This window comes from Diaphorobacter sp. HDW4B (genome assembly GCF_011305535.1).
Lineage (GTDB): Bacteria > Pseudomonadota > Gammaproteobacteria > Burkholderiales > Burkholderiaceae_C > Diaphorobacter_A.
This window is the reverse complement of record NZ_CP049906.1, coordinates 212650-226868: the sequence shown is the minus strand read 5'-3', so window position 1 is coordinate 226868 and position 14219 is coordinate 212650. Positions and strand designations below refer to the sequence as shown.

Here is a 14219-nt window from a genome sequence, read left to right as displayed (position 1 = left end):
CTGTGTTCGCCAAAGTGGACGGCCCCTATTCAGATAGACGGAGTTCGTCTACCTGACTTGGGGCAGTCCACGGTTCCCGACGCGGAGCCCAACATCACAACGCTCTGATGCATCACGATGCCTTCCTGGCTTTTTGGCCAACGGATGATTTGGGGGACCAATGCTTGGATTAGTCATCAGACCAGTTGATTCAAAAAACTCACAAGGTGATTCGAACTAGTCACTTTACCGCTGCCGCATGGATTGAAAGAATGGCGACCTGAACAAGGAGCGGTGTATGAGCGATGGCAGTGTGCAATGCAGAACGGTGTATCTGGATGGCGAGTGGTTGCCGGAGGATCAGGCCAAGGTGTCCATCTTCGATCGGGGTTTTGTGTTTGCCGATGCGATCTATGAAGTGACGGCTGTGGCCGATGGCAAGCTGATCGATTTTGATTTCCATATGGCACGATTGGAGCGATCTCTGTCTGCTCTGGGCATTCCGATGTCTTTGACGGCAGGTGAATGTCTGGAGCTGCACAAGCAGATCTGTGTGCGCAATGGGATTGTGGATGGGCTGATCTACATGCAGATCACGCGCGGTGCGCAGGATCGAAATTTTGTGATCGCTGATGGGCTGCGGCCCACGGTGGTGTTGTTCACGCAGTTCAGAAACGTGCTGGCGAATCCGAAGTGGAAGAGCGGTATTTCCGTGCGCACGGTTCCCGATGGGCGATGGGCCAATCGCCACGTCAAGACAGTGCAGCTGCTGTACTCGTCCATGGCCAAGACGCAGGCCGTGCGTGATGGCTTTGACGATGCCTTGTTCGTCGAGGACGGGTTGATCACGGAGACATGCTCTGCCAATTTCCATATGGTGCAAAGCGACGGGACATTGGTCACGCGTGGCCTGTCCGATGCTCTGTTGCACGGCGTGACGCGTGCCAGCATTCTTGATATCGCCGCTGAAGCGGGCATTCCAACGGAACAACGAGCGTTTTCCGTGGTCGAGGCGCAGCGGGCGACGGAGGCTTTCATCACGGATTCCGTCGGCATGGTGACTCCGGTGGTATCCATCGACAGGGTTCCTATTGGAGAGGGCGTACCCGGGCCAGTGGCGCAACACTTGCTGCACCTTTATATCGATCAGAAGCTCAAAAGTGGTGTGCGTGTGAGCTGAGGATTGCTTGTCGATTGCGCGTCAGGAGATGCCCTGCGAGCGTGGTGGCAGGGTCTGCGCAAAGCGCTGGGCCTCGTCGAGAATCCATGCACGGAAGGCCTCCAACGGCCCGCTGTGGCGCATGTTGTTGGGGTAGACGAGGTAATACGAATCTTCTGCGGGTATGGACAGCGGATGTGCCCGCACTACGCCGTTGTCCCAGGCTGTCTTGGGCACGAAGAACTCTGGCACCAGCGCGATGCCGAGTCCTGATTCCGCAGCGCGGATCATCATGGAGTGCTGCTCGAAGCCAACACTGCGCTCGGGCACCGTGTCCTGCGGAAGTTTGGCCGCGTCGAACCATTGCCGCCAAGACTCTTGACGTGTGGTCGAAAACAGCAGTGGAAACTTGAGCAGGTCAGATGCCTTGCGGATGCTGTTTCCGATCAGGTCCTTGCGTGCAATCACCACCATTTCCTCGCCGAACAGCAACTCCGAGGTCGCCCAGGGCCAGACGGGTTTGCCGTGGTGAATGGCGGCTTCGAAATGCTCCTCGTTGAACGAGAACGGGTTGGACCGCACGCCCATGTTCACGCGGATCTGCGGATGCTTCTCGTAGAAGCCCGGCAGGCGAGGAATCAACCATTCCAGCGCAAACGTGGGCAGCACGGCCAGCTCCAGGCTGCCGTCGCCACTGCCGTGCGCCGAGATGGACAGCGTGTCGCGTTCGATGGCACGCAGTGATGCTCTGATCTGTTCGCTGTACAGGCGCCCGGCTCTGGTCAGCACTACGCGCTGCTTGACGCGCACGAACAAACGGATGTTGAGGTTGGACTCCAGTGCATTGATCTGCCGTGAGATCGCGCTTTCCGTCAGAAAGAGTTCCCGTGCAGCAAGCGTGAAGCTTTCATGGCGTGCAGCGGCCTCGAATGCGATCAATGCGGCCATTGGTGGAATTCGATTGCGAAGCATGTTGATTCATAAAAGTCATCACATGGCAATTTTATATCGCTTTACGGTCTGGTCCGTTGGTAGAAAAATCACTTCAAAACAGCATCGAATTCGAAATCAATGCATATCGAAGCAATGCTCAAGAATGAGTTTTCAGAAAGACCACCTTGCTTTCGACCAAGGGATTTCCCTTGATTGAACGACGGAACCAATCAGATACCCCCATGGCCTTCTACAACTTCTCTTCCGTTTACTCCAACCCCAAGGGATCGCCTATTCGTGCGCTCTACAAACATCTCAGCGAGCCCGGCATGATCTCGTTTGCCGGCGGCTACCCTGACCCGCAACTCTTCGATGTGGAAGGGCTGCGTCAGGCTTCAGAGCGAGCGTTCGATAACAGCAAGGCCTGCCTCGAATACGGTGCGACAGACGGCACGCCGCGACTGAAAGACGAGATCGTGCGGCTGATGCATGCGAGGGGCGTGAGCGCCCAGCCAGAGAACATCATCGTGACGACGGGATCTCAACAGGCCTTTGATCTGATTTTGCGGGTGATGGTGGAGAAGGGCGACAGGGTCCTCGTCGAGCAACCGACCTATTCGACCAACATCCAGGCAGTCCATGCGTATCAGGCCAGCGTTCAATCGGTTCCCGTGACTGCGGATGGTCTGGATGTACTGGAGCTGGAACGCCTGCTTTCAAGCGCGAGCGTCTCGGGGCAGTTGCCGAAGCTGCTCTACACGATCCCCAATTTCAGCAACCCCTCGGGAGCGACCATGACGCGCGAGCGGCGCATTCGCTTGCTGCAGTTGGCCGTTCAGTACCAGCTCCTGCTTGTGGAAGACGACCCGTATGGTGGTCTGCGCTTCAAGGGCGACGCCGTGCCTTCGTTGATGGCGCTGGCCAGCGAAGTGCCCGGCGCGCAGGATTGGGTGGTGCACCTGTCCAGTCTGTCGAAGATCGTTGCTCCAGGCCTGCGAGTGGGATGGGCCGTTGCTCCCGTTGAAATCCTCAGACGCTGCTCGGTGGCCAAGCAGAGCGCCGATGTGGGCAGTTCCCCTTGGACGCAGAACATTGCTGCGGAGTATCTGTCCGGCGGGCGACTGGAAAAGCATCTGTCGCATATTTGCGCGGCCTACGGTGCCAAGTGCCGCGCATTGGCCGATGGCCTGCGGCGAGAGTTGGGCGAGGAGTTGGCGTTTCACGAACCTTCGGGAGGCATGTTCATCTGGGCCCGTCTGACAGGGGCCGTCACCGCATCCGAATTGCTGCAGCAGGCCATCGCACGCGGCGTGATGTTTGTCCCTGGCGAAGGCTTTCAGGTGGATGCGGCAGACCCTTTCAGTTTGCGTCTGTCGTTTGCCACGCCGACGCTCGATGAGGTCGCAACGGGAACCCGCCGATTGGGCGAAGCGCTGGCAGATACACAGGCTCGCAAAAGCCCGCAGACGTTGCTTGCCTGAGCGCGAAGATCTATCCCGTACACATTCCACACCATCAAGGAGACTGACAAATGAACGGAGCCAAGAGTCTGGTTCAGACATTGCTCGCAGCAGGCATTGACACCTGCTTCGCCAATCCCGGCACCAGCGAAATGCATTTCGTCGCGGCGCTGGATCAAGTGCCCGGCATGAAGTGCGTGCTGGGCTTGCAGGAAAACGTGGTCACGGGCATGGCTGATGGCTACTACCGGATGGCGCGCAAGCCCGCGTGTACGCTGCTGCACTGTGCACCGGGGCTGGCCAACGGCATGGGCAATCTGCACAACGCACGCCGAGCGCGCAGTGGCATGGTCAACATCGTCGGGGATCAGGCGATCTATCACCGTCCCTTCGATGCACCTCTGACGGGAGACACCGCAGGCATGGCGCAGACGGTCTCGGCCTGGGTGCGCACCAGTACCAGCACGGAAGAGCTTGGCCGCGATGCCGTCGAGGCGGTGCATGCTGCCTCGACTTATCCGGGTCAGATCGCCACCCTGATTCTGCCGGCCGATGTGTCCTGGCAGGAAGGTGGCAAGGTCGGCAACCCTATGGCAGCGACCCGGCCGCCGTCGATTGATCTGGGCGCGGTGGATCGTGCGGCCAAGATTCTGCGCGACAAGGACGATGTCTTGCTGCTGATGGCGGGACCGGCCGTGATGGCTGATGGCCAGAAGCTCGCATGGCGCATTGCGCAGGCCACCGGTGCAAAGGTGATGGCGAGCTATGTGACATCGCATCTGGTGCGTGGGCAAGGCAACATGCAACTGGAGCGCGTGCCCTACAACATGGAGGCGGCCATTCAGGCGCTCAAGCCATTTGGCCACATCATTCTGGTGAACGCTGCGCCGCCCGTTGGGTTCTTCGGATACCCGGGCATGCCTTCGGTCCAGCATCGCAGCGACGCGGTGTTTCATACGCTTTCACGCCCCGATCAGGATCCTGTCGAGGCCTTGGCAGCGCTGGCACACGCATTGGGCGCTCCGGATGTGCGCATGCCGGATCCCGGACCACGCCCCGAGGTCGTGCGCGGGGCACCCACACCGGAAGGTCTGGCACAGACGCTTGCGGCCCTGATGCCCGACAACGCCATCGTTTCCGATGAAAGCGTCTCCTATGGTCGAGGCTTCTACAAGTTCACGCACGCCGCACCCGCCCACGACTGGCTCCATCTTGCCGGTGGTGCGATTGGCGACGGCATGCCCGTGGCAACCGGAGCAGCAATGGGTGCGGGAAAGCAGCGCCGAGTGATCAACCTGCAGGCGGACGGCTCGGCCATGTACTCGCTGCAGTCCTTGTGGACACAGGCGCGCGAGCAATTGCCGGTGACGACCATCATCCTCAACAACAGCAAGTACAACATCCTCATTGGCGAGTATGCCAACGTCGGCGCAACCCCCGGCGAGACGGCAATGAGCATGCTGGATTTGGGCAACCCGTCGCTGGACTGGGTTCGACTCGCGAACGGCATGGGGGTCGAGGCCGCACGCGCGACCACGCTCGAGGCATGTGCCGATCTCATGGTGAGCAGTTTCGGAAGACAGACGCCGTTCCTCATCGAACTGATGATCTGAACGGCGCGATGGCAGGCGACTGCCATCGACCTTCACGACGCTTCGCAATTCCCATTTGTGACTCAGGTTCCCGGCGCGGTTGCACGTCGGGACCGTGGTGAACCCATGACCTATCCAGATACAGAACTCTTCATCGACGGCGTATGGCGAGCGGCATCCGACGGTGCGACGCTGCCGGTCGCCAACCCTGCCACCGGCACCCAGATCGGCCGCGTGGCACGGGCCAGTCTGGCTGATCTCGAAGGCGCGCTGGCGGCGGCCCAACGTGGCTTCGAAACGTGGCGCAGCATGACTGCTGTGGAGCGGGGCCGAATCCTGCGACAGGCGGCGATCCTGGTGCGTGAACGTGCGGACCGAATTGCACTCATACTGACGCAGGAGCAGGGCAAGCCCATGGCGGAAGCCAAAGGCGAAACACTGGCGGCAGCCGACATCCTTGACTGGTTTGCAGACGAAGGCATGCGCGTCTATGGACGGGTTGTTCCGTCACGGCGCGATCCGGCCATCCGGCAGACGGTGGTCCGCGATCCGCTGGGACCGGTGGCAGCGTTCACACCCTGGAATTTCCCGATCAACCAGCTGGTTCTCAAGCTGGCGCCGGCACTAGCTGCGGGGTGCTCCGTGATTGCCAAGGCTGCGGAGGAAACGCCCGCGGCGCCAGCAGCTCTGGTGGCCGCACTGGCAGACGCCGGGTTGCCGAAAGGCGTGCTGGGGCTGGTCTACGGCGATCCGGCCGAGATATCCAGCCATCTCATCGTGCATCCCGTGATTCGCAAAGTCACGTTCACCGGATCGACCAGCGTGGGCAAGCAGTTGGCGGCGCTGGCAGGTGCGCACATGAAGCGCGTGACCATGGAATTGGGAGGCCATGCGCCGGTGATCGTTTGTGAGGATGCGAACCTTGAACTGGCAGTGAAGTCGGCCGGGTTTGCCAAGTTCCGCAACGCAGGACAGGTCTGCATTTCTCCGACGCGGTTTCTGGTCCACGAGAGTCTCGTGCGCCCCTTCTCGGAAGCACTCGCGCGTCACGCACAGGCGGTGAAGGTCGGCAATGGACTGGAGCCGCAAACAGAAATGGGTCCTCTCGCCAATCCTCGACGCGTTTCTGCCATGGCCGAGCTGGTAGGCGACGCCGAACGAGCCGGAGCCAAGTTGCTCACGGGCGGCAAGCGCATCGGAGACGTTGGCAATTTTTGGTCGCCCACGGTGCTGACGGACGTACCACTCAACGCGAGGGTCTTCAATGAAGAGCCCTTCGGGCCGATTGCCGCCATCCGCAGCTTCAACTATCTGGATGACGCCATCGCCGAAGCCAATCGCCTGCCATACGGGCTTGCGGGCTACGGTTTCACCGAGTCGCTGAAGAATGCCGATCTGCTTGGACGCAAGGTCGAGGTGGGAATGATGTGGCTGAACATGCCCGCCTCCACCAGCCCGGAACTGCCATTCGGCGGCATGAAAGACTCGGGATACGGATCCGAAGGTGGGCCGGAAGCACTCGAGGCGTACCTGAGCGTTCGCTCGGTGGTGGTGCGCAATGCTTGAGGACCGTGTCATGTCCCACATTCCCGCCCTCCGAACCGAGCTCGATGCATCCCCATTGTCTGCCTACCTTGGACCGTTGGTTGCATTGCGACGCGACTTGCATGCCCATCCCGAATTGAAGTTCGAAGAGCATCGAACGGCCGACAGGATTGCAGCCTACTTGAAGGCGCTCGGTGTGCCGATTCACAGGGGGCTTGGCGGCACGGGCATCGTCGCCACCATTGCAGGAAAAGGCTCGGCTTTTGGCTCCAGCTCCCGGGCGATCGGGATTCGCGCCGACATGGATGCGTTGCCAATCCAGGAAATGAACGTCTTTGATCACCGCAGCCAAAGCGACGGCCGGATGCACGCATGTGGACACGACGGGCACACAGCCATGCTGCTTGGCGCGGCCACGCTGCTGGCCCAGCGGCCGGAGTTCGATGGCACGGTGCACCTGATATTCCAGCCAGGCGAAGAAGGTGGTGCAGGCGCGCGGCTGATGATGGAGGAGGGGCTGTTCACTATGTTCCCCTGCGAGGCTGTGTTCGCACTGCATAACTGGCCAGCCTTGCCTGCGGGAGAAATGGGCGTGCGTGTGGGGCCGATCATGGCGTCTGCGAATCGCTTTGAGATCCGTGTGCATGGACGAGGAGGGCACGCAGCGCTTCCTCATACGACGGTGGATCCCATTCCTGTGGCTTGTGCCATCGTGGGGCAACTGCAATCGTTGGTCTCTCGTGGCACCGATCCGCTGGACAGTGCGGTACTTACGGTCGGAAAAATCGAGGCCGGGACCATTGAGAACATCATTCCAGACGAGGCTGCCATCTATGGCACTTGCCGCACGCTTTCACCACAGACCCTCAAGCGCATGCTCGAGGGTATCGAACGCGTTGCAACCCATGTGGCTGCAGCGCATGAGGCCAGAGTCACCATCCTGTGGAAGCCTGGCTATCCCAGCACCTGCAATTCACACCATGAAGCACGCTTCATGGGCGAGGTCATGCGGGAGCTGGTGGGTGAGAAGCATGCTCACCCGGATGTGATGCCAGCCATGACGGCGGAGGACTTTGGCTTCATGCTGGAGCAGATCCCCGGGGCCTACGGTTTCATTGGCAACGGTGCCAATGGAAAACCGGGGGTCACCTTGCACAGTCCTTCTTACGACTTCAACGACGACAACATCGCATTGGGGGCTCGCTTCTGGGAGCGTCTGGTGCACCGCTGGTTTGCAACTTCTCATAAGGAGACCCCATGAAGAACCGCTTCAGCCAGGAGCGACGTATGGCATTGAGTCTGCTCGCCTCAGCAGGTGCAGTCTGGGCAACGGGTGGCAACGCATACGCTGCCACGAACTGGCCTCAAAAGATGTTGCGCCTCATTGTTCCCTATCCGGCAAGTGGGGTCTCCGACATCATCGCCCGATTGATGGCGCAGCGGCTTGCCTCGGCGCTTGGACAATCCATCGTGGTGGACAACCGGCCTGGTGCCGCGGGAACGATGGGCATCGATACGATGGTCAAGACGGGCGGCGATGGCAACACGTTTGCATTCACACCCATCAGTCCGATCACGCTCAGTCCGCACCTCATGAAAGTCGGCTTCGATCCGATGAAGGATATTGCCCCTGTGGCTCCGGTGATGTACTCGCCAGTCTACGTATGTGCCACTGAAGCGTTCAAAGGCAAGACGCTTGGTGACGCCATCGCCCAAGCGAAGTCCGGCAGCGTGACCATGGCCTGCCTTGGGTTCGGGTCGGTCGGACACATCATGATCGAGCAGCTTCGTCGTCAGACGGCAAGCAATCTGGTGCCAGTTCCATACAAAGGCGATTCGCAATTGCTTCCAGACGCGGTGGGAGCGCAATTCGACATCCTGATGATCAATCCCTCGGAGCCCGTGAACGCATTGATTCAGCGAGGAAAACTGCGCGTCATTGCGGTGGGCTCGCCCGAGCGTCTGCAGGCATTGCCAAGTGTCCCGACGCTGGCAGAACTGGGACATGCGGAAGCCATCATGACATCCCTGTTTGGCTTTGTCGCTCCCGCTTCCATTTCACCCGAGGCGGTCCAGCGCCTGAATGCGGAAGTCAACCGCTTGTTGATGCAACCTGAGCTGCGTGAACGGGTTCAGAAACTGGACAACGTGGCGCTTTCCCAATCCGCATTGGAGTTCGGTGCGTCTCTGCGTTCGGCTTTCGAGCAAAACGGAAAGATCGTCAAGCAAGCCAACATCAAAGCCGAGTGAGCAGGACTTAGCGTCGCCTGGGCCGCGACGCATCCGAGCTTTCCTGTTCTTCGGCAGCCAGGAGGAATACCGCCGCCATCTGGAGGTTTTCGTACAACCCTATCCACAACATTCATTCGCGCAACAAGAACGCGAGTACAAGGAGACAAACAATGAACAAACGCAGTTTTCGACTGGCCCTTTCTCTGGCTGCCCTCATGGCCGCATTGCCCATGACGTCCAGAGCACAGGAAATAGCTCTGAGAGTGATCGTTCCGTATTCCGCAGGAGGCAGTGCCGACGTCATTGCCCGCATGTTGACGGATGGGCTGAAGGAACATATGGGGCGCATGGCGATCGTCGAGAATCGGCCCGGAGCAGGTGGTCGGATTGCGCTGTCGGCGTTGAAGGGTGCGCCCGGTGATGGCTCAGCCGTGGTGCTGGCTTTCACTGGCGTGCTGGTGAATTCCATTGTCTTTCAGAACGCGAAGGACTTCAGCTTCAAGGACGACTTCGTCGGACTCGCACAAGTGGGCACCATGCCTGCAGGGCTGGCCGTGCCTTGGCAGCACAAGGCCAACAACCTCAAGGAGTTCATCGACATCCGCAAGCAGGAGGGCGACTTCGTCTACGGCAACATGGGGCCGGGCTCGCTCACGCATCTTGCGGGGCTTCGCTTTGCAGCGGCGACGCACCTCAAAGCCAACCCCATTGCATATCAGGGCGGGGCGCCCATGGCGAACGATCTGATGGGAGCACAGATCGATGCGGGTCTGGACACCGTGGGTGACTTCGTGGAACGACACAAAGGCAAGAAGCTCAAAGTGCTGGGTGTGATGGGCAGCAAACGATTCTCGCTGCTCCCCGATGTGCCCACGATGGCGGAACAGGGCGTTGCCAATGTGGAGGCGGAAATGTGGCTGGGCTTTCTGGGTTCCAGCAAGTCCAGTGCGGCCTTCAATGCACGCTTTCAGGAGGCTGTGAAAAAGACGCTGGAGTCGCCGGTGGTCCGGGAGAAGATGGCCAAGCTCATCGATATTGAATACAAGGCCAGCGCTGATTTCAGCAAGGTGATGACAGCGGACTTCGCCACCTGGACGCCACTCATCGTGAACTCGGGATTGGTGCAGAACTGAAGTTCACGGTGCAAGAGGTTTGAGGCGGCATGCTTCAAACCTCTTTCGCTGGTCTTGATGCCCAAGATGATGAGGCGGACTGGGTTGGGGTGCAGGAAATCGATTCAGCCCACACTGATGCCAGCACTCTTGGCCACGGCAGCCCAGCGGGCTACTTCCGAGGTCGTCAGTTGCGCCAGCGTTTCCGGTGTTCCTCCTCCGGTATCTGCGCCGAGGCCTGTCCAGCGGTCAACAAAGGACGACTTCTGAAATGCCGAGTTGACGGCGGCATTGATGGTCTGGATGACAGGGGCGGGGGTGTTCTGTGGCAGATAGATGCCGTACCAACTGGTCGCGTCGTAGTTGGGTGCTCCGCTTTCGGACACTGTGGGAATCTGCGCCAGGTAAGGTGCACGCTTGGAAGAGGTGACGGCCAGCGCGCGGACGCTGCCGGCCTTGATGTGCTGCAGCGCGGAGGGCATGGTCTCGAACATCACATGCACGTTGCCCGCAATGAGATCGACAATGGCGGGTCCGGAGCCTCGGTAGGGCACATGCAGCATCTCGGTACCGGTGACGCTTTTGAAGTACTCGGTCATCATGTGCTGCATGGTGCCGGCCCCGGGAGTCGCGTAGCTGTACTTGTCCGGATGGGCCTTCAACAAGGCGATCAGTTCGGCAATGTTCTTGACCGGCAAGGCATTGTTGATGATCACGGCATGGTTCACGCGTCCGAGAAACGCGGCCGGTGTCATCTGGCGGATGTCGTAGCCCAGCTTGGGATAGACGGATTGTGCAATGGCATGGTGGACTGCACCGAACAGTGCGGTGTAGCCGTCCGGCTGGGCCTTGGCGACAAGGTCTGCGCCGATGGTGCCTCCCGCTCCGCCGCGGTTGTCCACGATGGTGGAGCGTCCCAACTCCTGCGTCAATTGATCGGCAATCGTGCGCGAGAGGATGTCCACTGTGCCGCCCGGAGGGAAGGGGGCGACGAGTTTGATGGGTTGTGCGGGGTAGCGCTGCTGGGCCTGGAGCAGGCTCGTGGGAGCCACTGTGGCCAATGCGGCCATTGCCAGAAGTTGTCTGCGTTCCATGTTTTTGTCTCCTTGCATTGCTCGTTGATGTCGATCGCTGAGGAAACAGCGCTGGCTTTTGGGCATGGCACTTCGCTTCCGTGCGATCGGCAGTCGATCCCTGAGAGCTGAGTGGGGCTGGATCTGCGTGACTGATTCTGGGATGTCGGTAATTCATCCTCAATTGAGTTTTTTTTCAACGCTTGCTTGGTAACGTATCGACCTTGATACGAGCGTTCGGCATCGTCGCCATCAAATCTCGATGAGCAGGATGCCACCCGGTTCTCGTGGCGAAACTCGAATCATTTGACGCAAAGGTAAAGGAGACAACATGCCACAGACAATGGCACCGATGAGCGTGGACGACATCGCTGCGCAGATCAGCGATGGCTGCCGGCTTGCCATGCCCGTCGATTACGCGGGCGTGCCCATGGCCATCGTTCCCGCGCTGCTGCAGCGTGCGCCGCGCAATCTGGATCTGGTGGGCGTGCCGACGGCCGGGCTGTCCTTCGACATTCTGATCGGCGCGGGGCTGGTACGCAGTCTGGAGACCAGCGCGGTCAGTCTGGGGGAGGCGGGCGGAGCACCGTGCTTCATGCGCGCGATTGCCAACAGGTCGATTCAAATGAAGGACAGCACCTGTCCCGCAATCCACGCAGGCCTGATGGCGGCGCAGAAGGGTTCTCCCTTCACCACCTTGCGCGGCCTGATCGGCACCGATGTGCTGCTGCATCGCCAGGATTGGCGTGTCATGCAGAACCTGTTTTCTGTGGAGCCCGATCCTGTGGTCGCGATTCCGGCGTTGCATCCCGACGTGTCGGTCTTCCATGCACCGATGGCCGATCGGGAAGGCAATGTCTGGATCGGCCGCAGACGTGAGCTGGCGGCCATGGCCTATGCCAGTCGCAGGAATTTCGTGACCGTGGAGCGCATCGTGGAGCATCGTCTGCTGGACGACGAGACGACGGCAGCCGGTGTGCTCCCCGCCATCTACGTCGATGGCATTGCCGTGGCGGAGAAAGGTGCATGGCCGTACGGTCTTTGGGGAGAGTACGCGCCGGATACCGCGCAGTTGCAGCGCTACGCCCAGATGGCCAAAACGGAAGAAGGCTTTCAGCAATGGATTGCAGAGGTGTATGCATGAACGAACTGACTTTGCGTGAACGTCTGATCGTCACGATCGCCTCGCTGCTCGACGGTGCGCGCCATGTGGCGGTCGGTGCCTCGTCCCCGATTCCCGCTGCGGCGGCCATGTTGTTGCGTGCGCAGAAGGAAGCAGTCAATGAACCGGCGGTACGGCTGTCCATTCTGGGCTCGGTCAAACACAACCTGTTCACCAATGGCTCGGCCGAACTGTTCGACTGCGCTGGGCAGGGCCGCATCGATGCGTTCTTTCTGGGCGGTGGCCAGATTGATGGACAGGGCAACATCAACCTGGTCGGCGTAGGCGACTATCCGCACACCAAGGTCCGCTGGCCCGGATCGTTCGGTTCCGCCTATCTGTATTTCACCATTCCCAAGGTGATCCTGTTTCGCGAGGAACATTCACCGCGTGTGTTTGTCGACAAGGTGGATTTCATCAGCGCACCGGGTACCAGCGAGCCCGGCGTGTATCGCAAAGGGGGTCCGTATGCCCTGCTGACCGGGATGGCGTTGTTCATGTTCGATCCGTCCAAGGCGCGTTTTCGACTGGTGCATATGCATCCGGGACATACGCTTGAAGAGATCCAATCCGCAACGGGCTTTGCGTTCGATGTGGACCCGCAACTGAGCGTGACTCCATCGCCTGACGCAGCGACGCTGGAACTGCTGCGTGGCCGTGTGCTCGATGAGCTTCGCGAAACCTATCCGGACTTCGCACAACAACTGACCAAGGAGATAGCTGCACATGCAGAATGAAAAGACGAAAGCCGGCGCGTTGGCGGGCATCCGCGTGATCGACGCCAGCCGCGTGCTGGGCGGGCCCTTCTGCGGCCAGATTCTGGGCGACCATGGCGCCGATGTGATCAAGGTGGAGCCCCCGATGGGTGACGAGACCCGTGCCTGGGGCCCTCCATTCGTGGGCGATGCCGCGAGCTACTTCATCGGCGTGAACCGCAACAAGCGCGATGTGCCCATCGACGTGACGCAGCCGCTCGGGCAGGAACTGCTGCTGCGTTTGCTGGAAGATGCGGACGTGTTCATCGAGAACTTCAAGATCGGCACGCTCGAAAAGTGGGGACTCGGCGGTGATGAGCTGCGCAAGCGCTTTCCGCGTCTGGTGCATTGCCGCATCTCGGGTTTCGGTGCCGATGGTCCTTATGGCGGGCAACCTGGCTACGATGCTGCGGTGCAGGCGATGACGGGCCTGATGAGCGTGAATGGTGAACCGCAGGGCGAGCCGCTGCGCATGGGCGTTCCGATCATCGACATGGTCACCGGCATGAATGGCGTGATCGGCATTCTGCTGGCACTGCAAGAGCGCAACCGCAGCGGAGAAGGGCAATTCGTCGAGGCGACGCTCTACGACTCCGGTGTGTCCATGCTGCATCCGCATTTGCCCAATTACTATCTCAACGCCAAGGTGCCGCAGCGCTCGGGCAACCGTCACCCGAACATCTGTCCCTATGACGCGTTCGAGACCAGCACCGTTCCATTGTTCCTTGCCGTGGGCAACAATCGCCAGTTCGTGACGCTTTGCAAGGTACTCGGAAAGCCCGAGCTGGGCACGGATGAACGCTTCCTGACCAACGCTTCCCGCAACATGCACCGTGATGCGCTGCGTGATGAGCTGGTGTCGCTGCTCTCTCAGCGCGATGGCCAGCAGGTGTCTCAGGAACTGGTGTCCGCGGGTGTTCCCTGCGGACCGGTGCGAACCATTGACCAGGTGGTGGCCGATCCGCACACGCACCATCGCGGCATGATCGTCGACATCGACGACTACCGTGGTACGGGCGCTCCGGTGAAGCTTTCGCGCACGCCAGCCACCTACCGCATCCGTCCGCCAGCGTTCGCGCAGCATACCGAGGAGGTGCTCAAGGAGCAGGGTATCGATCCTGCAGCCTACGCCAGCGTGCTGCCGCGCAAGCCTGCCGTGTGATTACCTGCACGGCGTGACTTCCCCGGGCCGTGCCGCGTTCGGGGACGAACCCCTA

12 protein-coding genes are annotated in these 14219 nt (G+C 60.2%); 10 read left to right on the top strand and 2 right to left on the bottom strand.

The annotated features are described in order from the left end of the window. Positions 1–277: 277 nt before the first annotated feature. On the top strand, positions 278–1159 hold the full coding sequence (locus tag G7048_RS25855) for an aminotransferase class IV (RefSeq protein WP_166071352.1): 882 nt from the start codon (positions 278–280) through the stop codon (positions 1157–1159). A gap of 21 nt (positions 1160–1180) precedes the next feature. Here G7048_RS25855 and G7048_RS25850 read toward each other — a convergent pair whose 3' ends face one another. Further along, positions 1181–2110, bottom strand: a complete 930-nt coding sequence (locus tag G7048_RS25850) for a LysR substrate-binding domain-containing protein (RefSeq protein WP_166071351.1) — start codon at positions 2108–2110, stop codon at positions 1181–1183. 203 nt (positions 2111–2313) lie between these two features. On the opposite strand from G7048_RS25850, the gene G7048_RS25845 reads away from it, so the two are divergent. From G7048_RS25845 to G7048_RS25820, 6 genes are all read left to right on the top strand, one after another. After that, entirely contained in the window at positions 2314–3552 is a 1239-nt protein-coding gene (locus G7048_RS25845; protein ID WP_166071350.1) for a PLP-dependent aminotransferase family protein, read from the top strand. A gap of 50 nt (positions 3553–3602) precedes the next feature. After that, positions 3603–5144 (top strand): acetolactate synthase large subunit, encoded by a 1542-nt coding sequence (locus tag G7048_RS25840; protein ID WP_166071349.1) that lies wholly within the window; start codon positions 3603–3605, stop codon positions 5142–5144. Between the two features lie 105 nt (positions 5145–5249). Beyond that, positions 5250–6689 carry an NAD-dependent succinate-semialdehyde dehydrogenase gene (locus tag G7048_RS25835; protein ID WP_166071348.1) on the top strand — a complete coding sequence of 480 codons (1440 nt, stop codon included), beginning with the start codon at positions 5250–5252 and terminating at the stop codon, positions 6687–6689. Between the two features lie 10 nt (positions 6690–6699). Then, on the top strand, positions 6700–7929 hold the full coding sequence (locus G7048_RS25830) for a M20 aminoacylase family protein (protein WP_166071347.1): 1230 nt from the start codon (positions 6700–6702) through the stop codon (positions 7927–7929). Continuing rightward, complete coding sequence (locus tag G7048_RS25825; protein ID WP_166071346.1) at positions 7926–8918, top strand: tripartite tricarboxylate transporter substrate binding protein; 993 nt, start codon at positions 7926–7928, stop codon at positions 8916–8918. The genes G7048_RS25830 and G7048_RS25825 overlap by 4 nt, the downstream gene beginning before the upstream one ends. A 152-nt stretch (positions 8919–9070) precedes the next feature. After that, positions 9071–10033, top strand: coding sequence for a tripartite tricarboxylate transporter substrate binding protein (locus G7048_RS25820; RefSeq protein WP_166071345.1), 963 nt, complete (start codon positions 9071–9073; stop codon positions 10031–10033). A 104-nt stretch (positions 10034–10137) separates the two neighbouring features. Here the strand turns inward: G7048_RS25820 and G7048_RS25815 are convergent, their stop codons facing one another. Next, the gene (locus tag G7048_RS25815) at positions 10138–11106 is read right to left on the bottom strand and encodes a tripartite tricarboxylate transporter substrate binding protein (RefSeq protein WP_166071344.1); all 969 of its coding nucleotides are present in this window, start codon (positions 11104–11106) and stop codon (positions 10138–10140) included. Positions 11107–11416: 310 nt separating this feature from the next. Here G7048_RS25815 and G7048_RS25810 point away from each other — a divergent pair, with 310 nt between their 5' ends. The 3 genes from G7048_RS25810 to G7048_RS25800 are packed head-to-tail and all read left to right on the top strand — an operon-like array spanning position 11417 to position 14164. Next, the gene (locus G7048_RS25810) at positions 11417–12229 is read left to right on the top strand and encodes a CoA transferase subunit A (protein ID WP_240933416.1); all 813 of its coding nucleotides are present in this window, start codon (positions 11417–11419) and stop codon (positions 12227–12229) included. Continuing rightward, positions 12226–12984, top strand: coding sequence for a CoA-transferase (locus G7048_RS25805; protein ID WP_166071343.1), 759 nt, complete (start codon positions 12226–12228; stop codon positions 12982–12984). The genes G7048_RS25810 and G7048_RS25805 overlap by 4 nt, the downstream gene beginning before the upstream one ends. Further along, complete coding sequence (locus G7048_RS25800; RefSeq protein WP_166071342.1) at positions 12974–14164, top strand: CaiB/BaiF CoA-transferase family protein; 1191 nt, start codon at positions 12974–12976, stop codon at positions 14162–14164. Before G7048_RS25805 ends, G7048_RS25800 begins: the two co-directional genes overlap by 11 nt. The last annotated feature ends 55 nt before the right edge of the window (positions 14165–14219 follow it).

What these genes read in the sequence shown, in the direction of transcription:
- G7048_RS25855 (WP_166071352.1), top strand. Translation starts at nt 278, where the DNA reads ATGAGCGATGGCAGTGTGCAATGCAGAACGGTGTATCTGGATGGCGAG.
- G7048_RS25850 (WP_166071351.1), bottom strand. Translation starts at nt 2,110, where the DNA reads ATGCTTCGCAATCGAATTCCACCAATGGCCGCATTGATCGCATTCGAG.
- G7048_RS25845 (WP_166071350.1), top strand. Translation starts at nt 2,314, where the DNA reads ATGGCCTTCTACAACTTCTCTTCCGTTTACTCCAACCCCAAGGGATCG.
- G7048_RS25840 (WP_166071349.1), top strand. Translation starts at nt 3,603, where the DNA reads ATGAACGGAGCCAAGAGTCTGGTTCAGACATTGCTCGCAGCAGGCATT.
- G7048_RS25835 (WP_166071348.1), top strand. Translation starts at nt 5,250, where the DNA reads ATGACCTATCCAGATACAGAACTCTTCATCGACGGCGTATGGCGAGCG.
- G7048_RS25830 (WP_166071347.1), top strand. Translation starts at nt 6,700, where the DNA reads ATGTCCCACATTCCCGCCCTCCGAACCGAGCTCGATGCATCCCCATTG.
- G7048_RS25825 (WP_166071346.1), top strand. Translation starts at nt 7,926, where the DNA reads ATGAAGAACCGCTTCAGCCAGGAGCGACGTATGGCATTGAGTCTGCTC.
- G7048_RS25820 (WP_166071345.1), top strand. Translation starts at nt 9,071, where the DNA reads ATGAACAAACGCAGTTTTCGACTGGCCCTTTCTCTGGCTGCCCTCATG.
- G7048_RS25815 (WP_166071344.1), bottom strand. Translation starts at nt 11,106, where the DNA reads ATGGAACGCAGACAACTTCTGGCAATGGCCGCATTGGCCACAGTGGCT.
- G7048_RS25810 (WP_240933416.1), top strand. Translation starts at nt 11,417, where the DNA reads ATGCCACAGACAATGGCACCGATGAGCGTGGACGACATCGCTGCGCAG.
- G7048_RS25805 (WP_166071343.1), top strand. Translation starts at nt 12,226, where the DNA reads ATGAACGAACTGACTTTGCGTGAACGTCTGATCGTCACGATCGCCTCG.
- G7048_RS25800 (WP_166071342.1), top strand. Translation starts at nt 12,974, where the DNA reads ATGCAGAATGAAAAGACGAAAGCCGGCGCGTTGGCGGGCATCCGCGTG.